Source organism: Burkholderia sp. 10_S31 (assembly GCF_056930375.1).
Genome location: NZ_JBXOWK010000001.1, coordinates 155,580 through 179,993, shown reverse-complemented (window position 1 = coordinate 179,993; position 24,414 = coordinate 155,580). Strand labels below are relative to the sequence as shown.

Below are 24,414 nucleotides of genomic sequence, written 5' to 3'. Positions count from 1 at the left end.
ACGTCATCGGCCAATCCGGCTCACGCCTTTTCCTCCGGCGCATCCGGCATCTTGCCGTCGCCGACGCGGTTGATCGTGCCTTGCGCGATCGCGACGAGCCGCTCGTGATCCCCGTCGATGACGAACACGTGACACTGGCAGGTTGCCTGGTGCCGGCCCGCATAGACGACCTTCGCACGCGCGACGAGCGTGCCGCTCACGGCCGGCCGCAGGTAGTTGATCTTGTATTCGGCGGTGATGACGCGCGGGCCGAGCACGAGCGCGCCGGCGAACGTCAGCGCGTTGTCGGCGAGATAGCCGATCACGCCGCCGTGCACGAAGCCGTGCTGCTGCCGCAGTTCTTCCCGCACGGGCAGGCACAGCGACACCTCGTTGTCGCCGATATGCATCAGCTCCGTGCCCAGCAGCATGCTGAACGGTTGCGCGCGCAATGCGCCGCGCGCGTGATCCGTGATGTCCGTCATCGACTTCCTCGCAATCCGTGTCCGCTTGCGCTGAACTCTAGGAAGGGGGCTGCGGATAAGCAAGGAAATTCGTCCGCGTTTCTTGCGATTGCTGGCGCGATGCGACGCGATTATTGCGTCGAACGCGCGAGATGCTCTCGTTTGCGGGTGATTCGGCGGGAATAGCGGAGATCCGCTGGCCAGGAGCCTAAAGTCCGACGAAGAAATGCCGCTAATGTCGGGGCATTGCTCCATCGTCGGCTCTCCAGGAATCTCCCCCATGTTCGGAAAAATCAAGCTCGCGTCGGGTCTGCTCGGCGTGTTGACCGTGTTTTGCCTCTTTCTGTTCGCGATCGAGGCGCTCGGCTTCTGGGCGCTCGCGTCGACGCGCGGCGGCGTCGACGCTCTGTCGAAGGTCGCGATCGCGCAGGTCGACGCGGCCAGCCAGGCGACCGAGCGCCTGCTGGACGCGCGCGTGAACCTGTCGCGTGCCGGCACGCGGATGGTGCGCGGCGGCCCGAAGCCCGACGACATCATCCGCCATGCAAGCGCGTCGCTTGCCGAAGCGGACAAGGCATTCGCCGCGCTGACGGCCGCACCGGCAGTCGACGCAACGAACCGCGCGCGCGTCGCGGCGCTCGCCGAGCGCTATCGCGCGCTGCGTGGCGCGCTGGGCGAACTCGTGCAGTTCCTCGACGCCGACAACATCCAGGCGTTCCTCGACCAGCCGACGCAAGGCTTCCAGGACGCGTACCTCGCCGAACTGCACCGCTTCGCCGAGTACGGCGGCGCGTCGAGCCGCGACGCGCTCGACACGATCGACAGCGGGATGCAGTGGTTCAAGTGGGTCGGCATCGTGCTGCTGGTGGCGATGCTCGCGGCGAGCGCGGCCATTTACACGGCCGCGCGGCGCGCGGTGGTCGCGCCGCTGGACGAAGCCGGCCGTCATTTCGAGCGGATCGCGCAGGGTCGGCTCGACGAAGCCGTGCGGGCGGGCGGCGTGTTCGAGATCGACCGGATGCTGCGCGGCCTCGCCGCGATGCAGGCAAGCATCGCAGACACCGTGCGCACCGTGCGTCACGCGTCCGACGCGATCCACCTCGGCGCGGGCGAGATCGCAGGCGGCAACGCGGACCTGTCCGCGCGCACGGGCACGCAGGCCGCGTCGCTCGAGGAAACCGCCGCGAGCATGGAGGAGCTCACCGCGACCGTCCGCCAGAACACCGACAGCGCGCGTGCAGCCAGCGCGCTGGCCGACGCGGCGCTCGATGCGACGCGCCACGGCGGCGGCGTGGTCGACAGCGTGATCGACCGGATGCGCGGCATCGCGCAGAGCTCCGGGCGGATCGCGGAGATCATTTCGGTGATCGACGGCATCGCATTCCAGACCAACATCCTCGCGCTGAACGCGGCGGTCGAGGCCGCGCGGGCCGGCGAGCAGGGCCGCGGCTTCGCGGTGGTCGCGGGCGAAGTGCGCTCGCTCGCGCAGCGCAGCGCGCAATCGGCGAAGGAGATCAAGGCACTGATCGAGGAGTCGGTCGCGCAGATCGACGGCGGCTCGGAGCTCGTCGAGCGTGCCGGCGACGCGATGCGGACGGTATCGGCATCGATCACGCGCGTCGTGCAGACGATGTCGGAGATCACGGCCGCGTCGGTCGAGCAGAGCGTCGGCATCGAGCAGGTGAACCAGGCCGTCACGCAGATGGACCAGCTCACGCAGCAGAACGCGGCGCTGGTGGAGGAAGTCGCGGCCGCCGCCGCGTCGCTGAACGACCAGACCGCGCACCTGATGCAGGCGGTGTCGGTGTTCGAACTGGGCGGCGCGCGCGCGGTTCGCGGTGTTCGCGATGCGCGCGCGTCGTCGTTTGCCGCAGCCGGTTACGACGCGGCGGGTAGCGCCGCGTAAGCGGTCGCGAGGTGGTAGGGCGTCGTCGACGGCATGTCGGCGCGCGACACCTGCCCGTCGGCCGTCTTGCACTCGAACCAGCCGCGCGGATGCAGGAAGCGCGCGGCGAAGTGCTCGATCTGCTGCGCGAGCGGCGCGGAGGCCGACGTGCCGCCATGCGTCGCGAGCGCGCGCAGGTATTCGGTCTGCGCCCAGATCCGCTGCGTGCCGTCGATGCAGACGCCTTGCGCGTCGACCGCCGCGCATACGGCGCCCGTCTGCGGATCGATCCCGTGTTGTTCGGCGAACGCGAACGCGCGCGCGAGCGCGTCGGGGAGCCCGGTCTGCGCGAGCCGAGTGCCGGCCGCGTCGACGAGGTAGAACCATTCGAACTGGTGGCCGGGCTCGAAGCGGTTGTCGGCCGCCCCGAGCGGCAGCTCGGCGACGCAGCCGCTCGCCGGATCGACGAACGTGCGCTCGATGGCCTGCGCGGTGCGCGCGAGCGCATCGTTGAACGCGGCGTCGCCGAACGCATCGGCGGCCGCGAGCCATGCTTCGGTCAGGTGCATCAGCGGATTCTGCAGCGCGCCGCTGCCCGACGACGAGAAATCGGCGTGGCGCGCGGCGTCGAGCAGCGCGTCACCCGGCTGCGGCGCGAAGCGGTCCTGGATCAGTGCGGCGGTGTCCTCGGCGACCGTGCGCGCCGCGGCGTCGCCCGACGCCGCATGCCATGCGGCGCACGCGAACACGACGAACGCGTGCGTATAGAGGTCCTTGGTCGTGTCGAGCGGCGCGCCTTGGGCGTCGACGCTGTAGAACCAGCCGCCGTGGCGCGGGTCGCGGAAGCGGCTGCACAGCGAGTCGAACAGCGTGGCCGCGTGCGCGGTGTCGCCGGCCTGCGCGAACACAAACAGTTGCCGCGCGCACGCCATTGCGCGATAACGGGTGACGGGCAGCGGGGCATGGGTGGCCGGATCGACGGCCTCGAACGGCAGCCGCAGCGTGCGGTCGAACCCTGAACTCTGCCAGATCGGCAAGATGACGTGCGCAAAATGGTCGCGCAATCGGGCGGTCTGGGCGGAAGCGGAATCGGGAACGGACATGGCGGGGTTGAGCGCTTGGATCGAATCGAGTCGGCGCGGCCCGGAGCGGCGCGGCCGGGGCCAAGGATAAACCATTCCGCGTGGCCATCCTCAAAAAAGGAGATAAATCGGATGCTCAGCAACCTGGAACTCGTGATGCGGCTGGTTCTCGCGGCGACGCTCGGCAGCGTCATCGGCTTCGAGCGCGAGCGCCTTTCATGGGCCGCCGGCCTGCGCACGCACATGCTGGTCTGTGTCGGCGCGACGCTCATCATGATCGTGTCGGCGTTCGGTTTCGCCGACGTGCTCGGCAGCAGCGACCATATCGTGCTCGATCCGTCGCGGATCGCCGCGCAGGTGGTGTCGGGGATCGGTTTCCTCGGCGCTGGCTCGATCCTGCTGCGCGGCGAGATCGTGCGCGGGCTGACGACGGCCGCAAGCCTGTGGTCGGTCGCCGCGGTCGGCCTTGCGGTGGGCGGTGGCCTGTACGTCGCAGCGATCTCCGCGACGATCATCATCCTGGCCGGCATCAAGCCGCTCGAGCGGCGCTACTTCACGGTGCGGCAGCGCCGCCAGCTCGCGCTGACGGTGGTGAGCGGCGCGCTGACGTTCGATTCGCTGCACGCGGCGCTCGGCCCGGACAGCGCGCGCGTGAAGCAGTTCATCGTGCAGCGCGCCGACGACACGGGCGAGCACGATGAGGTGCGTATCGCGCTTGGCCGCGTGTCGGATCTCGAATACCGCGCGATCTGCGACAAGCTGCGCGGGCTGTCGTGCGTGACTCGATTCGAGGAAGGCAACGGGTTGTCGGGCGACGAATAGACGGCATCCGATCGGCCGGATCGGCGATCGGTCATGCGACAATGGCCGTCGCTGATTCCGTTCGACCTCCGATTCCGCGCTCGCGGGCCTGTCATCCGACTCCATGACCGAATCCGTTTCCCTGCCTCGCTCCCATTCCCGCTCCGGCCGCTCGTCGGCCCGTTCGCGTCCGCGCTCCGTCGCGGCCGCGGCAGACACCGCCGCCAAGGCAACCGCGCGGTCCGGCAACGCGGCGGGCGGCGATGCACCGCGGGACGAACGTAGGCTCGACCTGTTCGGCGATCCGGTGCTCGAGCCGGCTGCGCGTGCACCGGTCGTCGCGCGCGATGACGCGGTGACGGACATTGAGACGGCCGCCGCCGTCGCGGACAGCGAGGACGCCGGCCGGCAGGCGACGCTCGACGGATTCGCCGCGCCGGGCGACACCGCCGGCGCGGTGGAGCAGGCTCCCGACGTCGCGACGACGACAGCGTCGGCATCGACGCGTGGAAACGGCGATGCGGTCGATGTCGTGCGCGCGGCCGATGCCGACGTAGCGACGCTAGCCGATGCGCAGCAGTCCGACGGCATCGCCGCGACTGCAGCTGCTGAGCAGGCAACCGGCGGTGGCCAGGTGAAGACCGGCAGCGTGTCGGAAGCTGGCGACGCGGGCGAGACGAACGCCGATCGTACGACGGCGAATGGTGGCGCGGTTGGCGGTGCGATCGATGCGGTGCTCGGCGACCGTTCGGTGAAAGCGGGCGGCGAGGCGGAAGGTGCCGCCGCGCCGGTCGGTCACGCTGAAGCAGCGCGGACGGCCGGCGAGACCACGAAGGGAGGGCGTCGCGGAGCCTCCGGCGGCAAGCGACGTGCGGCCGCCGGCACACGCGAAACGGCGGCAGTGCGCAGCGCGCCGGAAGCGGCGGCTGTCGGCGCCGAGCTGGAATCGCCCCCGGCGCATACCGCGCCATCTGATGAACCGCAGGCGTCGGCCGAACCGGCCGAGCCCGCAATTGCCTCGATTGCCGTGAGTGCCGCGAGTGCCGCGAGTGCCCGCGACGCCGCGCGAGCAACCGCCGCGCCGGCCGCGCCGGTCGCGCAGCCGATGGCGTCCGCGGCGTCGTTCGTGACGAAGCCGTCGGCGGATCGCCCGCAACCGGACGCGCCGAGCGCGCCGGCCTTCGATGCAGACACCCATCTGCGCCCGCTGTCGGATCGGCTTGCCACGCTGCAGGCCGAGATGGCCGGCCTGAAGCAGGCGGCCGATCGCGAGATGCGCCGCGTCAACCGGATGCTGCTGGCGCTGGCGGTCGTCGTGTTCGCGGGGCTCGTCGCGCTGGTGCTGCAAACGCGGCAGATCGCGCACCTGAATCAGGACCTGGACGCCCGGCAACTGCGGATCGACCGGCTGGCTGCCGATCTGTCGACGCAGCAGGCAACGCTGATGACCCTCGCGGAACACCACGAGGCGATGCTGTCGCAGGTCGACCGGCTTCAGCGCAACGCGAACCGTGAGGCGGCGGCCGCAAAGCGCATGCGTCGGGCGCACTAAATATTCCGACCCTACCTGCAAACCGCGACCTGACAAGGAGGTCGTGATGGCTCGTCCGTCTGTGGTGCGGAGCGGGTGCGGCAAACTGATGCGGCGAGCTGGCGGAGTTCAGGGAAAACCCTTAGAATGGAGTCAACCTAAGGGAAAACCCTAGAATCATCTGTCAGGAGTCTCTCATGAGCTTCATTTTCGCCCTGCTGCAAAAGATCGACGACCTGTTTGTCTCCCCGCACCTGCCGCTCGACGCGGAATACTCGTACGCCGCGCGTCATGCCGAAGCCGAGCGCGTGCGTCGTGCGAACCTCGTGCCGATCGTCCTGTACCGTCGCTGATTCGCTGATTCGCTGATTCGCTGATTCGCTGATTCGCTGATTCGCTGATTCGCTGATTCGCTGATTCGGCGCGGCGTTCGCCGCAACTGCCTGCCCGTTTTCCACCGCCGCATCGCGCGCCGGTGCGACCGTCCCGCTACACTGGAAGTCCGACTTCCCTCGCGACCCCAGGCCATGCTGCAGATGCGGCCGATGACGGCCGGCGAATTCCACGCATACCGCACGCGCGCCATCGACGGCTACGCGCGCGATCTCGTGTCATCCGGGCAGAACGAGACCGGCGACGCGGCGGCCCGCGCCCGCGCCTGCTTCGATACGCTGCTGCCCGACGGCCTGCTCACCTCCGGCCAGACACTCGTCCAACTGATCGACGCCGCCAGCGGCGACACGGTTGGCGACCTCTGGTACGCGATCGTGCCCGAAGGGCCGAACCGCACGCTGTTCATCTACGACCTCGACATCGTTCCGTCCCGGCGTCGCCAGGGCTGGGCCACGCGCGCGCTCGATGCGCTCGAGGTCGAGGCACGCCGCCATGGCGTCACCGAGATCGGGCTGTCGGTGTTCAATCACAACACGGCCGCACGTGCGCTGTATCGCGCCTGCGGCTTCGCGCCGATCACGACGACGCTGATCAAGCCGGTTGTTCCGGGCTGAAGCCGGTCGTGTGCGTGCCGGTGACGCGCGTTACCGTTTCCCCGGCCTTCTTCCGGCCATCTGTCTCGACGCAGGGCATGCATGCTGCGGCTGCGCCCCACAGGTCGGCAAGCGCCGCAACCTTCCGCATTCCATACATGACGAGCGCCGGCTGCCCATCGGACGGTCCGGCGCTCGTCACGGCCCCCATCACCTCGCCCGTCCTTTCCATCTCCGCAGCAGCAGCGCATTCGTCACGACGCTGACGCTCGAGAATGCCATCGCCGCCCCCGCGATCACCGGGTTCAGCCAGCCGAGCGCCGCGAGCGGCACGCCGATCAGGTTGTAGACGAACGCCCAGAACAGGTTCTGCTGGATCTTCCGGTACGTCCGCTTCGAGATGTCGATCGCATCGGCGACGAGCGCCGGATCGCCGCGCATCAGCGTGATGCCGGCCGTATGCATGGCAACGTCGGTGCCGGTCGCCATCGCGATGCCGACGTCGGCCGCGGCGAGCGCGGGCGCGTCGTTGATCCCGTCGCCGACCATCGCGACGATCCCGCCGTGCGTGCGCTTCAGTTCGGCCACCGCGCGCGCCTTGTCGTCGGGCAGCACCTGCGCATGCACTTCGCCGATCCCGAGCGATGCCGCGACGGCCGCCGCGCTGCCGCGGTTGTCGCCCGTCACGAGCACGCTCGCGACGCCGCGCGCCGACAGTGCCGCGATCGCGTCGCGCGCGCCGGGCTTCACGGTGTCGCCGAACGCGATCAGCGCGAGCAACGTGCGCGGCGCATCGGCGCGCATCAGCCACGAAATCGTGTTGCCCGCGCGTTCGAGTTCCGCGGCACGCGCGTCGAGTTCGGGCGGCACCACGATGCCGAGCTCATCGCGCCAGCGGGTGCTGCCGAGCGCGAGCAACTGCCCGTCGACGCGCGCTTCGACGCCGCGTCCGGCCACCGCGCGCGCATTGACGGCGACCTCGACCGAACCTGCGTCGCCGCCGCGTGCCACGACGTCCGCATCGTGCGCGGCGACCACGGCGCGCGCAAGCGGGTGGTCGCTTTGCCGCTGGACCGCGGCCGCGAGAGCGAGTGCTTGCTCACGCGGGATGCCGACGGCGTCGAACGCCGTCACGGACGGCTTGCCTTCGGTCAGCGTGCCGGTCTTGTCGAACGCGATCACGGTTGCGCGCTGCGCGAGTTCGAGCGCCTGCGCGTCCTTGATCAGCACGCCGTGGCGGGCCGCGACACCGGTGCCGGCCATGATCGCGGCGGGCGTCGCGAGGCCGAGCGCGCACGGGCACGCGATGACGAGCACCGCGACCGCGTTGAGGATCGCCGTTTCGGTGCCGGCGCCCGCGATCAGCCAGCCGATCAGCGTCAGCACGGCGATGCCGAGGATCGCCGGCACGAACACTTCGCTGACGCGATCGACGAGCCGCTGGATCGGCGCCTTCTCTGCCTGCGCGGATTCGACGAGGCGGATGATGCGCGCGAGCGTCGTCTCCGCGCCGATCGCGGTGGTTTCGACGACGAGCGCGCCTTCGCCGTTGATCGAGCCGGCCGTGACCGGGTCGCCGTCGTCCTTCGGCACCGGCAGGCTTTCGCCGGTGATCAGCGATTCGTCGACGTGCGAGCGGCCCGAGACGATGCGGCCGTCGACGGGCACGCGCTCGCCGGGACGGATGCTGACGGTCGTGCCGACGCGCACCCGGGCCAGCGGCACGTCGCGTTCGACGCCGTGCTCGACGACGCGCGCGCGGTCGGGGCGCAGCGCGTTCAACGCGCGGATCGCCTCGGTCGTCTGGCGTTTCGCGCGCGCTTCGAGCCATTTGCCGAAGCGCACCAGCGTGACGATGACGGCCGATGCCTCGAAATACAGATGGCCCGGGTGGGCGGGGTCGCGCAGCAGCATCCAGAGGCTCAGGCCGAACGCGGCCGACGTACCCAAGGCGACGAGCAGGTCCATGTTGCCGGTACGCGCCTTCACCGCATGCCAGGCGGCGCGGTAGAAGCGTGCGCCGAAGCCGAACTGGACGATCGACGCGAGCACGAGCTGCAGCCAGCCGGGCAGCATTGCGTCGATGCCGAACGGCGCGACGAGCATCGGCACGACGAGTGGCGCGCTCAGCACGGCCGAGCCGATCACCAGATTGCGCTCGCGGATCGCTTCGCGGCGCTTGCGGGCGTCGGGGGCTTGCGTCGGGTCGCTGGCGCGGGGTTCGGCTGCAGCGGCAGCGTCGGCGTCCGGCGTGGCGGCGAGCGATGCGCGATAGCCGGCCGTCGTGACCGCCGCGATCAGCGCGGCGGCGTCGAGCGGGCCGGCGCCATGCACCGACGCGCGCTCGGTCGCGAGGTTGACCGATGCGCGCGCGACGCCCGGCACCGCGGCCAGCGCTTTTTCGACGCGGCCGGCGCAGGATGCGCACGTCATGCCGCCGATGTCGAATTCGAGATCGCGGGAAGCGGCCGGCGGCGTCGCCGCGACCGGTGTCGCACCGTAGCCGGCCTGCTGCACGGCTTCGGCCAGTTGCGACGCGGAAACGTTCGGTGCCGCGTCGATGGTCGCGCGTTCGGTCGCGAGGTTGACGGACGCACGCGTGACGCCCGGCACCTTCGCGAGCGCCTTCTCGACGCGCGACACGCATGACGCGCAGGTCATGCCGTCGATGTCGAGTTCGATCGTGGCGGGGGCGGCAGGCATCGTCGCGCGGGTGGCTGCGCCGGCGGCATCCGGTGCCGTCGGCGTCGCACCGTAGCCGGCCTGCTTGACGGCGTCCGCCAGTTGCGACGCGGAAACGCCCAGCGCGATATCGACCGTCGCGCGTTCGGTCGCGAGGTTGACGGACGCACGCGTGACGCCCGGCACCTTCGCGAGCGCTTTCTCGACGCGCGACACGCATGACGCGCAGGTCATGCCGTCGATGTCGAGTTCGATCGTGGCGGCGGTCGGTGGCGGCGCCGTCGGCGTTGCGGGCGGTGCTTCGGCGTGTGGTGCATGCTCCGCATGCGCGGCTGCAGCGGCCTCGACCGCCGCTTCGCGCACGGTCGCGCGATAGCCGGCCGCGCCGACTGCGTCGACGAGTTGCTCGGGCTCGACCGTGTCCTGCGCGATTACCGTTGCCGCATGCGCGTCGAGATCGACCGTGGCCTCGACGACGCCCGGCACGGCGGCCAGCGCGCGCTGCACGCGGCCCGTGCAGCCGCCACAATGCATGCCGTCGACGCTCAGTTCGATCGTTTGCATGCTTGCGGAGACGAGTGGTTCGGTCATGTCGGATTCCCCAAAAGTGCGGTTCGTGCCGCGAATGACTCCAGTATCAACATTCCCATGATGGGAAGGTCAAGGGGTGCGGTGCAATGCAGGATCGTGCCGGTTGCCGATGTATTCGCGCCGCCATGCCGGCCCGCGCAGGCGGGGGCTTTTGTCGATGTGGTGCCGGATCAACGGAAATCCGGAATGGCGACGGGCCGGCTACCGCTCCACCCGTTATTCGGCATATTGGGGGATGCCCTTAGGCGCTATGATACCGGCCTGACAATCAGCGCCCGCCTGGCGAAGCGGCGGCCGGGCAGGCTGGGGTGCCTTGCGTTCGCCGTGGTGAGTCGAACAGGGCGTTGACAGACAAGAACGATATTCGGCCAGTACTCAATGATTGAAAACCTACGAGAATCCATTTCTCTGCGGCGTGCGGCAGGCGCGTCGCTGGCCTTGGCGGCGCTGCTGACGGGATGCGCGTCGCAACCGGACGCGATCCAGCGGAAAACCGGCTGGATGCGCGCCGAAGTGGCCGACTCCTATATCTATGCGTATCCGCTCGTGCTGATGGACGTCGCAAAGGAAGCCGCGACGGGCGGCGATGGCGCGCAGCCGGGCCAGGCGCCGCTCAACACGCTGCGCCATGCGCAGGCGCTGCCGCCCGTCGGCGCGCTCAACCCGCCGCTGCCGGGCGTCGACACGCTCGACTCGACCGGCTGGCTCGACGTCGGCGCGGAGCCGGTGATCGTCACGCTGCCGGACACCCGCGGCCGTTACTGGGATGCCCGCGCGCTCGACATGTGGACGAACGTGCTGTGGTCGTCGCCGAGCGTGGCTGCACGTGGCGCTCGCGGCGTCGCGCGATCGCAAACGATTGCCTTTGCCGCGAAGGACTGGCAGGGCACGCTGCCGAAGGGCGCATTGCGTATCGACGTGCCGTCGGCCAACGCGTGGTTCGAAGTGCGGCTGCAAACGAGCGGCGGGCGCGACCTCACGAACGCGAAGAAACTCCAGCGGGCGATCCGCGTGGTGCCGCTGTCCGTCTATACGGGCAGCGCGCGCGGCGCGTCGGTCGCGGTCCATGCGGGCAGCGCGCCGTCGGAAGCCGTGAGCGGCGGCACGCCGGCCGAGCAGGTCGCCGCGCTCGACCCGAAGGCGTTCTTCACGCGCTTCGCGCAGGCGCTGCAGGACAACCCGGCACCCGACGACGACGCGCATGCGCAGGAACTGCTGAAAGACATCGGCGTGTCGGCCGGCTACCCGGTGCCATGGACGGGCGATCGGCTGAGCGCCGCGACGGCCGGCGTCGCCGAAGCGCGCGCGCGGCTCGCGGCGGCGCCGCCGAACCTGCTGAACGCGAACGGCTGGAACTGGATCGGCGATACGGCCGGCAAGTACGGCCAGGACTACGCGCTGCGCGCGTACGCGGCCTACACGCAGTTCGGCACCGCGACGCGCGACGACGAGACGCTCGCGCTCGTGCGCGTCGACAGCGATGGCCATCCGCTGAACGGCGCGAACCGCTACGTGCTGCACTTCGCGCCGGGCGCGCTGCCGCCGGTGCGCGGGTTCTGGACGCTGACGCCGTATGCGACGAACGGCGCGCTGCCCGACGTCGGCGCGGCCCGCCGCTCGCTCGGCGATCGCGACCGGCTACGCCGCAACCACGACGGTTCGATCGACGTGGTCGTATCGGCGTCGCCGGGCGGCACCCACGCGGCCAACTGGCTGCCGGCGCCGCGCACCGATTTCGCGCTCGCGCTGCGCCTGTACGCACCGAAGCCGCAAGCGAGCGACGGCTCGTGGCTGCCGCCCGTCGTCGTCCGGAAGTGAACGGATAGGCGCCGCCGCTGTCCGATCCGCGGACGCGGCGCTCGCGCCCGAACGCCGTTCCGTCACCACCTGAGCCTATACTTTCGGGACAGCGTGCGCGGCCGTGCCGGTTTTCCGGTGCGGTCCGGCATCCATTCCCGAGGCATCCAAGCATGGCAAGCGCAGACAAAGAAACCGTATCCTCGACCCTCCATGCCCTCGGCGGCGTTGCCCGCTCGCGCCGGACCCGGCGTATCGGCCTCTGCGTGCTGATCTTCCTCGTTTTATTCGGACTGCTTGGATTCTTCGCTGCGCCGCCGCTGATCCGCCACATCGCCGAACAGCAACTGAGCCAGCAGCTCGGCCGGCCGTCCACGATCCGGCGCATCGCGCTGAACCCGTACACGCTGAACCTCGAAGCCGACGGCGTGCACGTCGGCGAGCGCGGCGGCCAGGGCGACTTCATCGACATCGGCAAGCTCGTCGTGAGGCCGTCGTGGTCGTCGCTGTTCCGCGGCGCGCCGATCGTCAACGAAGTGCGCGTCGACTCGCCGCGCTTTCATATCGTCCGCTACGACGCGCAGCGCTTCAACTTCACCGACCTGATCGAGAAGTTCTCGACGCCGTCGCCCAAACCCGAAAGCAAGCCGACGCTTTTCTCGGTGTCGAACATCCAGATCAACGACGGCCGGATCGACTTCGACGACCGCCTGCTGAACGAAAAGCACGTGGTCGACAACTGGACGCTCGGCATTCCGTTCATCGCGACGCTGCCGTCGAAGACCGACATCTTCGTGCAGCCGAAGCTGCGCGCGCGGTTCGACGGCAGCCCGATCGCGATCGACGGCAAGACGAAGCCGTTCGCGCAGTCGCGCGAGTCGGAAGTCGCGCTGACGTTCGATCGGCTCGACGTGCCGAAGCTGATTTCATACGCGCCGGCGAAGCTGCCGGTGATCGTCACGAGCGGCCTGCTGAGCAGTAACCTCAAGCTGAACTTCGTGATGAGTGGCGACACGCCCACGCTGCGCGTGTCGGGCACCGTCGACCTGAACGACGCGAAGGTGACCGGCCGGGCGTCCGAGCCGCTGTTCGCCGCGCGCGGCGTGCACGTGGCCGCCGCCGGCCTCGAGCCGCTGCGCAACGTGCTGCATTTCGACGAGATCCGGATCGACCAGCCGGTCGTCGACCTGTCGCGCGACAAGCAGGGCGTGCTGAACGTCGAGAAGCTCGCCGGCCAGCCGGCCGCCGCGCCGAAGGCTGCCGCCGCCCACCCGGCCGCGTCGGGCACCGCCGCGTCGGCGGCTGCCACCGCTGCTACCACCGCCACCGCCGCTAGTGCTGCGAGCGGTGCAAAGGCCGAGGCCACGGCGAAGGAAGCGCCGCCGCTCGACCTGACGATCCGTCATTTCGCGATCGACGGCGGCACGATCAACGTCGACGACCGCGTGCCGGCGACGCCGACCGCGATGTCGCTGACGAAGCTCGCCGCGACGCTCGACGGCTTCACGCTGCAGGGCAAGACGCCCGCGAAGTACACGCTGTCGACGTCGCTGTCGCGCGGCGGCGACGTGAAGGCCGAAGGCGCGTTCAGCGTGGCGGCGAAGCAGGCCGACACGAAGCTGACGGTCGATGCGCTGGCGCTGCCGGCGCTGCAGCCGTATCTCGGCGAGGCGACCCGTGCGCGCGTGCTCGACGGCACGCTCGGCGGGACCGTCAACGCGAAGGCGGACTGGGGCAAGACGCCGCTCGACGCACAGATCGCCGACAGCACGGTGAGCCTGAAGTCGCTGAAGCTCGCGACGCCGGACGCGAAGGCGCCCGCGATCGTGCTGCCCGATGCGAGCGCGAAGATCGCGAAGGTCGACGTCGCCGCGCGCACTGCGGAAATCGCGAGCGTCGACGCAACCGGCCTCGCGCTCGACGTGACGCGCCTGAAGGACGGCAAGATCGACCTCGCGGCGCTGGCCGAACCCGCACAGGCGGCGGTGCCCAAGCGCACCGTCGCGCGCAAGGCCGAAGCGGCCGCGCCGTCGTGGCATTACCGGATCGACGCGCTGAACGTGAAGGAATCGTCCGCGAACTTCACGGACCTGTCGACGCCGCGCCCGGTGAAGCTCGCGATCAAGCCGCTCGACCTGTCGGTGCAGAAGATCAGCGACGACATGACGAAGCCGCTGCCGGTGCAGCTGAAGGCGACGCTGAACCGCAAGGGATCGCTGAACGTGTCGGGCGACGTGACCGCGCAGCCGCTGAAGGTCGGCCTGAAGATCAACGGCAACCGCCTCGACGCGGCCGCGTTCGAGCCGTACTTCGGCAGCGCGTTGAACGCGACCATCGCGAGCGCGCTGCTCAACGCGCAAGGCAACCTGACGTTCGCGCAGGTGAAGGACACGCCGCGCGCGACCTATCGCGGCGATGTCGCGCTGGTCGACGTGCGGATGCTCGACAAGGCGACGTCCGATCCGTTCGCGGGCTGGCGCTCGCTCGCGCTGTCGAACCTGAAGGTGAACTACGACGAGAAGGGCACCGACGTCGACGCCGCGCGCGTGACGTTCTCGAACTTCTACGGTCGCGTGCTGCTCGATGCGCAAGGGCGACTGAACCTGAAGGACGTCGTCGCGAAGGAGACGGGCCCCGCGCAGTCGCTCACGCGCGACGCGAGCAAGGGCGAGCCCGTGCCGCTGTCGCCGGGCGTGACGCCGCCGGCTGCCGCACAGGCCGCATCGGCCGCGGCCGTGCAGCAGGCGTCGGCGCCGGTGGTCGTGAAGGCCGCGCCGCCGCCGCAGAATCCGGTTCGGATGCATTTCGGCGAGCTGCTGCTGCAGAACGGCCGCGTCACGTACACGGACAACTTCATCAAGCCGAACTACACGGCGAACCTCGTCGCGATCAAGGGCACGGTCGGCGCGTTCGGCACGGATTCGACGACCTCCGCGCCGGTTGACGTCGCGGCGAACCTCGCGGGCAACGGGCCGATCTCGATCAAGGGTTCGGTGAACCCGCTGATCGAGAAGCCGGCGCTGGACCTGACGGCGACCGCGCACGACATCGAGCTGACCAACCTGACGCCGTATTCGGCGAAGTACGCGGGCTATCCGATCACGAAGGGCAAGCTCAACGTCGACTTGCACTACCAGCTCGCGAACGACCAGTTGCAGGCGAACAACCACATCTTCATCGACCAGCTCACGTTCGGCGATCACGTCGACAACGACACGGCGACGAAGTTGCCGGTCAAGCTCGCGATCTCGCTCCTGAAGAACACGCGCGGCGAGATCGACGTGAACCTGCCGGTGTCGGGTTCGCTGTCGAATCCGGAGTTCAGCGTGGGCGGGCTGATCTGGCGCGCGGTGCTGAACCTGATCGCGAAGGCCGTCACGTCGCCGTTCTCGCTGCTCGCGCATGCGTTCGGCGGCAGCGGTGGCGAGGATCTCGGCTACGTCGAGTTCGCACCGGGCTCGTACCAGCTGACCGACGCGCAGCAGAAGAAGCTCGACACCGTCGTGAAGATGCTGACCGAGAAGCCGTCGATCCGGCTGGACCTGATCGGTCGCGTCGATCCCGCGAAGGACGCGCCGGGGCTGCGCGACGCGTACGTCGAGCGGCTGGTGCGTCAGCAGAAGCTGAAGGACGTGATCGGCCAGGGCGAGAGCATCGATCCGATGTCGGTGAAGGTCGATCCGGCCGAGTACGGCAAGTACCTCGAGCGTGCGTACAAGGCCGCCGACTTCAAGAAGCCGCGCAACCTGGTCGGCTTGCAGAAGACGCTGCCCGAGGCGGACATGAAGCAGGCGCTCGCCGAACACGCGCCGGCCGACGACAACGCACTTCGCACGCTCGCGCAGCAACGCGCGCAGGCCGTGCGCCAGTACCTCGACGGCAAGATCGATTCGAGCCGCATGTTCGTCGTGGCGCCGAAGCTCGATGCGAAGGGCATCGAGGACAAGGGCGCGACGACGCGCGTCGACTTCGGCCTGCAGTAAGCCGCGTTACGCCATCATCCGCCGCCGCGTTCGACTGGAAATCGGGCGCGGCGGCGCGCTTCCCGTCAGCGCGCCGCGATCTCCGGTTCGCGCTTGTCCAGTTCCTTCCTCGCGGCCAGCGGCAGCCGGGCGTCATCCCACTGCGCGAGCCATTCGACTTCCTTCGCGGTGAATACCTGGCCGTAGTTGCGCAACGCGTACTGCAGCGCGTCGACGACGTGGTGGCGAATGATTTCGGGGGTGCGTGCATCGTCCAGCACGAACCGGAGAGCTTCCAGGGTCGACATACTCGTGCTCCGGGTCAGGGAAAACCCTTTATCACACGCCAATAGTCGAACGCCAACCGGGAAATAAATACGGACGCACGCGGCTGCGCCCGGGCATGCATCGCATTGCGACCGTGCGATGTCAATTGCGATTGGTTACGTTTGATAGAGAACCGAAAGCGCCCCTTCATCGGACCGCCGCACGATGCGGCGATATTTTGCGCGCCTGTTGGCAAGTCGTGCAGGTCAACGTCAATCGATGAGGTGGGGTGATGATTTCCAGGTTCGCTAAGCAACGAAAAATGGCGGTGATGGTGGCGGGCGCGCTGGCGCTCGCAAGCGTGGGCACCCACGCGGCGCAGCAGGACGGCAACAGCCAGGGCCACGATGTGGGCAACGGCCGGCGCGTCGTGAAGCACGTGCTGCTGATCAGCGTCGACGGCCTGCACGAGCAGGATCTTGCGCGCTGCATCGGCGCGAACACGTGCCCTAACCTCGCGGTGCTCGCACAAAGCGGTGTCACGTACACGAACGCGTATACGCCGGGCCTGTCGGACTCGTTTCCGGGCCTCGCGGCACTCGTGACGGGCGGCTCGCCGAAGACGGCCGGCCTGTTCTACGACGTGTCGTACGACCGCAACCTGTACGCGCCGAGCGACACGACCTGCTCGGGCAAGCAGGGCTGGAACGTCGTGTTCGACGAGACGACGGGCATCGATGCGTTCAACGGCGGCGCGCTTGTGCACCTGGACGGCGGCGGTGCGTTCAACCCGCAGGCGATCCCGCATGCGAAGGTCAACGGCCAGTGCGTGCCGGTCTATCCGCACAACTACGTGAAGACCAACACGGTGTTCGAGGCCGTGAAGGCCGGCGTGCCGAACGCGACCACCGCGTGGGCCGACAAGCACGCGTGGGGCTACGACTGGCTGAACGGCCCGTCGGGCACGGGCGTCGACGATCTCGCACGCACCGAAATCAACTCGATCGATCCGGCGACGCAAACCGACTATACGGACGTCTATTCGCATACCGCGCAATTCGACAACCTGCACGTGCAGGCGCTGATCAACCAGATCAATGGCCGTGACTCGACGGGCACGAAGCGCGCACCGGTGCCGACGTTGTTCGGCGCCAACTTCCAGACGTTGAGCGTCGCGCAGAAGGCGGTGGTGACGAAGGGCGGCGGCTATCTCGATGCGAACTTCACGCCGAACGGGCAGGTCGCGAACGCGATCACGTACGTCGACAACTCGATCGGCCATATCGTCGCGGCGCTGAAGCAGGCCAACCTGTACACGTCGACGGCCGTGATCGTCACGTCGAAGCACGGGCAGTCGCCGACCGACCACACGAAGCTCGTGAAGAACGGCGACACGCTGACGAAGCTGCTCGAAGCGAACAACTATCTCGACCCGAACGGCAACTTCGGCCAGAACAGCACGACGACGGGCAACCTGAACGACGGTTCGGGCCTGGTCGGCACGGGCTTCGTGCAGACCGACGACGTCGGCCTGATCTGGCTGCGCGACCGCAGCCAGCGCACGGCGGTGGTGCAGACGCTGAAGGCGAACCTCGGCTGCAACGCGCCGGGGATCTGTGCCGACGGCCCGCAGGCAACCATCCTGTACGGCGCGGCGCTGGCCGACCGGTTCGGCGATCCGGCCAACGGCCGTACGCCGGACATCATCGTCCAGCCGAATCCGGGCGTGATCTATACGTCGAGCACGAAGAAGGACGAGGAACACGGCGGCAATGCGCCGGACGACAGCCACCTCGGCCTGCTCGTGTCGTATCCGGGCCTCCATCGCGCGCGCACCGTGAGCGACGTCGTCGGCACGAAGCAGGTCGCGCCGACGATTCTCGGGCTGCTCGGCGCCGATCCGAAGCTGCTGCACGCGGTCGTGGCCGAGAACACGCACGTGCTGCCGGGGCTCGGCATCGACCACTGAGCCTGGGGAACGGGATCGAGCCCGCGGCATGGCGCGGGCCGTTCGGACGATGACGGCGGCGCCAGGCCGATGACGGCGCCGCGATGCCGGTGCACGCCTTGAATTCGGGCGCGTGCACCGGCGTATTCGTCACGCATCACCCGTTCAACGACGCACCGCGAGGATCGTTCATGCGCCTGCTGCTTGCCCTGCTGTTGCCGTGGTTCCAGTTCTTCACGATCGGCCGCCCGATCGCCGGGATCATCTGCCTGATCCTGCAGCTTACGATCATCGGCTGGCTGCCGGCCGCGATCTGGTCGGTGTATGCGCTGAGCCAGTACAAGACCGACCGCAAGATCGAGGCGGCGCTGCGCGAGCGGCGGTAGGCGGGCTCACCACGCCAGCCGAGCAGCGTGGTTTTCATTTCGGCAGAAATTTATATAATTCACTGATGTTCGGTGATGTAATTTATATAGATTTCTGCTCAAATGATGCCTTCCTGCACGATCCAGCTTCACGCCGACGGTACCTGGCATGACGTCGGCGGCGTCACCCTGTTCGGAGAGCCGGACGAAGGGTGGCGCGGCCGCGCCTATACAGGCTACGACGTCGAATGGATCGTTCGTCATCAGTTCGCCCGCGACGCGCGCGCGATGTCGTGCACCTTTCCGGTCGACCTCGAGCCGCTGATGACGTTCCACTGGCCCGTGTTTCTGATCGATTTGCTGCCGCAAGGGTTCGGCCGGCGGGAACTGTTGCGTCGACTCGATCTCCCCGAAACGGCAGAGGAGCGCGCCGACTGGGCGTTGCTGCTCGCGGGAGCCGGAAACTCGATCGGCAACTTGCGAGTCAAGGAAGCCGCGCAGTGGCTCGCGGAGCGCGGAGGCCCGCGGCAAGGATTTACGGACGACGATGTTGCCGCACGCGGTGACGCATTCAGCGAATATCTCGCCGAACACGGATTTTTCGTTGCGGGCTCCTCGGGCGTGCAGGGCGAGTGGCCAAAGCTCTTGCTGACGCGCGCCGACGACGGGCTGCTCTATCTCGATCACACGTTGCCTGACGAGCGCGCGGTCGAGCACTACATCGTCAAGTTCGGACGTGGCGCGAACGAGCGGCTCGCGCAGATCCTGCGGCACGAAGCGCCGTACATGGCATTGGCGCAGCGTCTTGGCTTGCGCGTGCATGCGCCGCTGATGTTGCGGGATCGGTCGCTGTTCATTCCGAGATTCGATCGCGCGCGTGACGGTGGCAGCGTCGTTCGGTTCGGGCAGGAAAGCATCGCTTCGTTGACCGGCAAGGCCGGCTTCGGCGTCGCGCCGAGTCACGATGAGGTGTGCCGTCATCTCGTTCGTCAATGCACGGATCCCCAAACCGAGGTGGCCGAGTATCTGTGTCGCGACGTCGCAAACCTTGCGCTTGGCAACAAGGACAATCATGCGCGAAACACGGCACTGCAACGATGCTTCGACGGACGCGTCGCCCTGACTCCGCTGTACGATTTCGCGCCGATGTATCTTCATCCGGACGGCATTGCGCGCCGCATCCGTTGGGAAGGAAATGACGATGGCCGACCGGACTGGGCGCGGGTACTCGACGCCGTCGTCCGGGCAAGCGAACCGCAGGCGGAGGACACGCATGTCGCGCTGGATCGTCACGCATTGCAGACACGCCTGCATGCAATGGCGCCGCATTTGCAGGAGATCGCCGATCACGGTGTCGATCTTGGTCTGGAACACGACGTGCACGCTTTTTTGAAACCCGGTCTCGAGCGGCTTGCGCGCGAGCTGGAGATGCTGCGCTAGCGGGGACGCGACACCATGGACAAACGCTACAACGCGATGTCGCTTCCCGAACAGCTTGCGCTGCGGCGCCAGGCGATCGAAGACGTTCTCGCGCATCCCGAATGGCCGTTGCACGAGTCGGTGCGTCATTTGAAGAAGACGATGCGGCTGACGAGCGCCGAAATGGCAAAGCTCGCCGGCGTATCGACGAAGACGATTCAGGATATCGAACAGGGGCGCAGCGACGGAACGGTTCAGACGATGAACCGCATATTCGGCATGCTGGGATTGAAGCTCGGCGTCGTGCGGCGCGCGCCGCCATAACCCGCACGGTGGTGGCGGGGGCGGCGCATCCGTCGGGTGATCGACGGATGCGCGACGCGTCCGGCGGGTGGATGCCGGTCGGCCGGCCGCCTCACTTCACCGCAAACAGCGTCAGGTTCATGAAGATCTTGAACGCATAGCCGAGCGTGACGGCGCCGAGCACGCCGCCCGCCCACAGCACGACGAACCACATCCAGCCGCGCATGCGCGACCGTGGCGGCGCGTCGGGCTGGCGAGCGGCGGAATCAGTGGTGGTAGTAATGCTGGTCTTCATGGCGCACCTTGCCTCGGAATACCCAGTAACCCATCGTCGTGTAGGCGATGATGATCGGGAGGATAACCGCTGCGCCGACCAGCGTGAAGGTCTGGCTCGAACGCGGCGCGGCCGCTTCCCAGATCGTCATCGTCTGAGGAATCGCGTACGGGAACATCGTGACGAGCAGGCCGACATAGCCGAGCAGCACGAGCGCCAGCGCGAGCACGAACGGCGTCATGTCGTGCCGGGCGCGCACCGCGCGGCGCATCCATACCGCGCACCCGGCGACCAGGAACGGCACCGGCAGCAGACGCCAGAACAGCCCCGAATCGAACCAGCGCTGCGCGATGGCCGGATCCTGCAGCGGCGTCCACAGGCTGACGACCGCGATGAAGCCGAGCAGCACGACGGTCAGCGGCCACACGACGCGATGCAGGCGCCGCTGCAGGTCGCCTTCCGTCTTCGCGACCAGCCAGCAGCAGCCGAGCAGCGCGTAGGTCACGATCAGGCCGAGGCCCGTCAGCAGGCTGAACGGCGTGAGCCAGTCGAATGCGTCGCCCGCGAACACGCCGTCCTTGATGTTGATGCCCTGCAGGAACGCGCCGAGCGCGATCCCCTGGAACAGCGTCGCGCCGGCCGAGCCGCCGATGAACGCGAGATCCCACAGCTGCTTCGTGCGCCGCGCCTTCGCGCGGATCTCGAACGACACGCCGCGGAAGATCAGGCACACCAGCATGAAGATCAGCGGCAGGTACAGTGCCGACAGCACCGTCGAATAGACGATCGGGAACACCGCGAACAGCCCGGCGCCGCCGAGCACGAGCCACGTCTCGTTGCCGTCCCACACGGGCGCGACGGTGTTCATCATCAGGTCGCGCTCCTTCTCGTCCGGGAAGAACGGAAAGACGATGCCGATGCCGAGGTCGAAGCCGTCGAGCACGACGTACATGAAGAGCCCCAATGCGATGATCGCGGCCCAGATTACGGTGACGTCCATAGGTTTTCTCGTGTGCGAAATGGGTGGGCTCAGACGGTCTCGATCAGATCGTCGACGGCCGACATCGGGCGGCGCGCGGTGTGATCGGGGCGCGTGTCGGGCATGTCGTCCTGCGCGTCGTGCTTGACGTCGGGCAGCGCGGGGCCGGCCTTCATCAGCTTCAGCATGTAGTACACGCCGGTGCCGAACACGAGGAAGTACACGATCACGAACGTCATCATCGACAGGCTGACCTGCTGCACCGACAGCGGCGACACGGCCTTCGCGGTGCGCATCACGCCATACACGACCCACGGCTGGCGGCCCGCTTCGGTCGTCACCCAGCCCGCGAGCAGCGATACGAAACCGGTCGGGCCCATCACGAGCGCGAAGCGCTGGAACCACTTCGATTCATACAGGCGGCCGCGGCGGCGCAGGAGCCACGCGAGCGCGGCGAGGCCGATCATCGCGAAGCCGAGGCCGACCATGATCCGGAAGCTCCAGAACACGACCGTCGAGTTCGGGCGGTCTTCAGGCGCGAAGTCCTTCAGCCCGCGGATCTCGCCGTTCCAGCTGTGCGTGAGGATCAGGCTGCCGAGGTGCGGCACCTTCACTGCGTAGCGGGTCGTTTCCGCCTGCATGTCCGGAATGCCGAACAGGTTGAGCGGCGTGCCGCCCTTCTCGGTTTCCCACAGCCCTTCGATCGCGGCGATCTTCGCGGGCTGGTGCTTCAGCGTGTTGATGCCGTGCTGGTCGCCGATCACGGCCTGCAGCGGTGCGAGCACCAGCAGCAGCCACAGCGCCATCGAGAACATCTTCTTCACGCCCTTGTCGCGGCGGCCCTTCAGCAGGTGCCATGCGCCCGTCGCGGCCACGACCAGCGCGGCGACGATGAATGCGGCGATCGCCATGTGGAACAGGCGGTACGGGAACGACGGGTTGAAGATGATCGCGAACCAGTCGGTCGGCACGACGCGGCCGTCGACGATCTCGAAGCCCTGCGGCGTCTGCATCCAGCTGTTCGACGCGAGGATCCAGAACGTCGAGATCAGCGTGCCGATCGCGACCATCAGCGTCGCGCCGAAGTGCGCGCGCGGGCTCACGCGATTCCAGCCGAACAGCATGATGCCGAGGAAGCCGGCTTCGAGGAAGAACGCGGTCATCACCTCGTACATCAGCAGCGGGCCGGTGACGGCGCCGGCGAAGCTCGAGAAGCCCGACCAGTTGGTGCCGAACTGATAGCTCATGACGACGCCGGAGACGACACCCATCCCGAACGCGACCGCGAAGATCTTCGACCAGAACAGGCAGAGGGTTTTGTAGTACTGCTTGCCGGTCTTCAGCCAGCGATATTCGAGCACGGCGATGAAGCTGGCGAGGCCGATGCTCAGCGCCGGAAAGACGATGTGAAAGGAGACGGTGAACGCGAATTGCAGGCGGGCCAGATCGAAGGCCGAAAGAGCGGTGTCCATACCAGTTGACCGAGGCTGACGATACCCGCCGGCGGGTGCCGGCGGCCCCCGGGCGATGGGGCGTCGGGGTTGGCTGGAGTATGGGTTGCGATGGTGCGCCGCGAAATGTGCCAACTCGTCGCAGATGTCCAGCCCGCCGCGCGCATTTTCGGGATAAATCGTTGATTCGTATCAAGAACGGCGTTCGTGGCGCAGGCGGCTGCGGCGTGGCGGTCTGCCGCACGTGCGGCAATATGGCGCGTCGCGTCATCGGAACGATGTGGCGGGTGCAACGAGGTCGGCGCACGCCGCGGTGTCGCCCGGCGTCCGGTCGGGCCGACGTCGGGTCGACGCGGCGCGCATCCGGCCACCGGCAGGTGCTGCGCGAATTGCGTACACTCTGAGTCTCGTTTCGGCAGGGCCGGGCACATCGGTTCCGGTCCGCGTTTACTCAGGGCACGAAGTTGACGTCTTCCTCCGCCTAAAGGCGGAGGATTCCCACAGCTGGCGATGCACGTCCGCATCGGAGAATGTTCACGGCAGCGTTGGTATCTCGATCATGCTCGACACCACAGTCACTGCAGGCCCACTCTCTCATTCGCAGTCCCGCGATACCTTTCGGCCGCGTCGTGCTGTCTTTCGACCCGCACGCCGAACAGGACTGGGTCGAACCGCTTTCGTCGACTTCCTCGAACGTGGCTCCGTGCGCGATCGCTTTGTAACGGAGCTTGTTTCGGAAGGACGACCAGGATGCGTCGTAGACGCTCTTCGCCATCCTGGTTCTGGCGAGCTTCGCGGCCGACACGTTGCCGACCGCGATGTAATCGAAGCGCCGCACCAGATCGAGCGCGAGCTTGTGTTGGAAATCGGCACGGGCATTCGCGACCTTGGCGTGCAGCTTCGCGATATGCCGCTTGTGCTTGCGTGCTCGCTGGGCTTTCGCGAGCTTTTCCGCAGCTTGCCGGCCGAACCGATCATTAGGCAGCTTCTCGCCGGTCGAAAGTGTGACGAAGTCTTTCAGACCGAGATCGATGCCGACACCGGAACGGATCGGTCGGGCCTGAATATCGGGTATCTCGATCACGATGTTCAAGAACCAATGGCCGCGCGCATCCTGCGCAAAGTTGGTTCCGTCCTTGATCTTGCCTTCAGGAAGTGGGCGGCTGTTGAACACGCGAAAGGTGTTGCCACCAAAGCGAAACGCGTCGCCCTCGCGCTTCAGGTCTCGGCCCTTCAGCGGCACCCAGCCCAGCGATTTCCTGCCGCGATAGCGCAGGTAAGGCCGACGGCGTTGACTACGCGACTTCGCGTATTGCTCGCACGTCGCGTTGATCGTGCCGGAGTGGATACCGAGCGCCTTGCTGCTGCCGCTCGTCAGTCCATTCAGGTCGAAGCCTGTTGGCCATTTCTTGCTCCATTTCAGCGCATGCTTCTGCGTGTCATTGCAAAAGTTCCAGACATAGTTCACCGCACGGCTCTGCTTGCAAAGCAGTCCGTTGAGCGACCTCACCCGGTAGCGGTAGACAAGAATCATGCCGGTGATCCTAACCCGTGGAAGAAGCTGCCTGTCAACAGCACTCCTTTCCTTCCCGCCATCCACCTCGAAGGAAGTCCCCTTGGGGGAAATGGCGGGGTTTCTCGGAGCAAA

Annotated in this window: 19 protein-coding genes; 11 read left to right on the top strand and 8 right to left on the bottom strand. The window is 67.7% G+C overall.

The genetic code is table 11. The annotated features are described in order from the left end of the window. Positions 1-20: 20 nt before the first annotated feature. Entirely contained in the window at positions 21-464 is a 444-nt protein-coding gene (locus AC1Z3W_RS00815) for a PaaI family thioesterase (protein ID WP_057925591.1), read from the bottom strand. A gap of 259 nt (positions 465-723) precedes the next feature. On the opposite strand from AC1Z3W_RS00815, the gene AC1Z3W_RS00810 reads away from it, so the two are divergent. Beyond that, the gene (locus AC1Z3W_RS00810) at positions 724-2,349 is read left to right on the top strand and encodes a methyl-accepting chemotaxis protein (RefSeq protein WP_124832633.1); all 1,626 of its coding nucleotides are present in this window, start codon (positions 724-726) and stop codon (positions 2,347-2,349) included. Here the strand turns inward: AC1Z3W_RS00810 and AC1Z3W_RS00805 are convergent. Then, positions 2,322-3,431 (bottom strand): AGE family epimerase/isomerase, encoded by a 1,110-nt coding sequence (locus AC1Z3W_RS00805; RefSeq protein ID WP_483506653.1) that lies wholly within the window; start codon positions 3,429-3,431, stop codon positions 2,322-2,324. The genes AC1Z3W_RS00810 and AC1Z3W_RS00805 overlap by 28 nt on opposite strands. Before the next feature lie 111 nt (positions 3,432-3,542). Here AC1Z3W_RS00805 and AC1Z3W_RS00800 point away from each other — a divergent pair, with 111 nt between their 5' ends. The 4 genes from AC1Z3W_RS00800 to AC1Z3W_RS00785 all read left to right on the top strand — a co-directional run bounded on the left by AC1Z3W_RS00800 (position 3,543) and on the right by AC1Z3W_RS00785 (position 6,749). Next, the gene (locus tag AC1Z3W_RS00800; protein WP_483506652.1) at positions 3,543-4,232 is read left to right on the top strand and encodes an MgtC/SapB family protein; all 690 of its coding nucleotides are present in this window, start codon (positions 3,543-3,545) and stop codon (positions 4,230-4,232) included. 103 nt (positions 4,233-4,335) lie between these two features. Next, the gene (locus AC1Z3W_RS00795) at positions 4,336-5,763 is read left to right on the top strand and encodes a flagellar hook-length control protein FliK (RefSeq protein ID WP_483506650.1); all 1,428 of its coding nucleotides are present in this window, start codon (positions 4,336-4,338) and stop codon (positions 5,761-5,763) included. 176 nt (positions 5,764-5,939) lie between these two features. Then, positions 5,940-6,095 carry a hypothetical protein gene (locus AC1Z3W_RS00790; protein ID WP_011548928.1) on the top strand — a complete coding sequence of 52 codons (156 nt, stop codon included), beginning with the start codon at positions 5,940-5,942 and terminating at the stop codon, positions 6,093-6,095. Positions 6,096-6,269: 174 nt separating this feature from the next. Continuing rightward, positions 6,270-6,749: a GNAT family N-acetyltransferase gene (locus tag AC1Z3W_RS00785; RefSeq protein WP_124832637.1), complete on the top strand. Its 480-nt coding sequence runs from the start codon at positions 6,270-6,272 to the stop codon at positions 6,747-6,749. A gap of 189 nt (positions 6,750-6,938) precedes the next feature. On the opposite strand, the gene AC1Z3W_RS00780 is transcribed toward AC1Z3W_RS00785, so the two are convergent. Beyond that, a complete protein-coding gene (locus tag AC1Z3W_RS00780; RefSeq protein ID WP_175826812.1) occupies positions 6,939-10,001 on the bottom strand; it encodes a heavy metal translocating P-type ATPase in 3,063 nt (1,020 codons plus the stop codon). A 378-nt stretch (positions 10,002-10,379) separates the two neighbouring features. Here AC1Z3W_RS00780 and AC1Z3W_RS00775 point away from each other — a divergent pair, with 378 nt between their 5' ends. Further along, positions 10,380-11,819, top strand: a complete 1,440-nt coding sequence (locus tag AC1Z3W_RS00775; protein WP_124832639.1) for a DUF1254 domain-containing protein — start codon at positions 10,380-10,382, stop codon at positions 11,817-11,819. A gap of 152 nt (positions 11,820-11,971) precedes the next feature. Then, positions 11,972-15,781 (top strand): DUF748 domain-containing protein, encoded by a 3,810-nt coding sequence (locus tag AC1Z3W_RS00770; RefSeq protein ID WP_483506647.1) that lies wholly within the window; start codon positions 11,972-11,974, stop codon positions 15,779-15,781. Between the two features lie 65 nt (positions 15,782-15,846). Here the strand turns inward: AC1Z3W_RS00770 and AC1Z3W_RS00765 are convergent, their stop codons facing one another. Then, a complete protein-coding gene (locus AC1Z3W_RS00765; protein ID WP_057925599.1) occupies positions 15,847-16,068 on the bottom strand; it encodes a hypothetical protein in 222 nt (73 codons plus the stop codon). A gap of 251 nt (positions 16,069-16,319) precedes the next feature. Here AC1Z3W_RS00765 and AC1Z3W_RS00760 point away from each other — a divergent pair, with 251 nt between their 5' ends. The 4 genes from AC1Z3W_RS00760 to AC1Z3W_RS00745 all read left to right on the top strand — a co-directional run bounded on the left by AC1Z3W_RS00760 (position 16,320) and on the right by AC1Z3W_RS00745 (position 20,083). Further along, on the top strand, positions 16,320-17,996 hold the full coding sequence (locus AC1Z3W_RS00760; RefSeq protein ID WP_124832643.1) for an alkaline phosphatase family protein: 1,677 nt from the start codon (positions 16,320-16,322) through the stop codon (positions 17,994-17,996). A gap of 170 nt (positions 17,997-18,166) precedes the next feature. After that, on the top strand, positions 18,167-18,361 hold the full coding sequence (locus AC1Z3W_RS00755; RefSeq protein WP_014900862.1) for a YqaE/Pmp3 family membrane protein: 195 nt from the start codon (positions 18,167-18,169) through the stop codon (positions 18,359-18,361). Between the two features lie 102 nt (positions 18,362-18,463). Beyond that, positions 18,464-19,780: a type II toxin-antitoxin system HipA family toxin gene (locus AC1Z3W_RS00750; protein ID WP_483506645.1), complete on the top strand. Its 1,317-nt coding sequence runs from the start codon at positions 18,464-18,466 to the stop codon at positions 19,778-19,780. A 15-nt stretch (positions 19,781-19,795) separates the two neighbouring features. After that, positions 19,796-20,083 (top strand): helix-turn-helix domain-containing protein, encoded by a 288-nt coding sequence (locus AC1Z3W_RS00745; protein ID WP_057925602.1) that lies wholly within the window; start codon positions 19,796-19,798, stop codon positions 20,081-20,083. Between the two features lie 91 nt (positions 20,084-20,174). Here the strand turns inward: AC1Z3W_RS00745 and AC1Z3W_RS00740 are convergent, their stop codons facing one another. From AC1Z3W_RS00740 to AC1Z3W_RS00725, 4 genes are all read right to left on the bottom strand, one after another. Further along, a complete protein-coding gene (locus AC1Z3W_RS00740; protein WP_057925603.1) occupies positions 20,175-20,357 on the bottom strand; it encodes a hypothetical protein in 183 nt (60 codons plus the stop codon). Further along, positions 20,329-21,336 (bottom strand): cytochrome d ubiquinol oxidase subunit II, encoded by a 1,008-nt coding sequence (gene cydB, locus AC1Z3W_RS00735; RefSeq protein ID WP_057925604.1) that lies wholly within the window; start codon positions 21,334-21,336, stop codon positions 20,329-20,331. The genes AC1Z3W_RS00740 and cydB overlap by 29 nt, the downstream gene beginning before the upstream one ends. Before the next feature lie 29 nt (positions 21,337-21,365). Then, positions 21,366-22,787 carry a cytochrome ubiquinol oxidase subunit I gene (locus AC1Z3W_RS00730; RefSeq protein WP_124832646.1) on the bottom strand — a complete coding sequence of 474 codons (1,422 nt, stop codon included), beginning with the start codon at positions 22,785-22,787 and terminating at the stop codon, positions 21,366-21,368. 460 nt (positions 22,788-23,247) lie between these two features. Then, on the bottom strand, positions 23,248-24,300 hold the full coding sequence (locus AC1Z3W_RS00725; protein WP_124832647.1) for an RNA-guided endonuclease InsQ/TnpB family protein: 1,053 nt from the start codon (positions 24,298-24,300) through the stop codon (positions 23,248-23,250). Between the last annotated feature and the right edge of the window lie 114 nt (positions 24,301-24,414).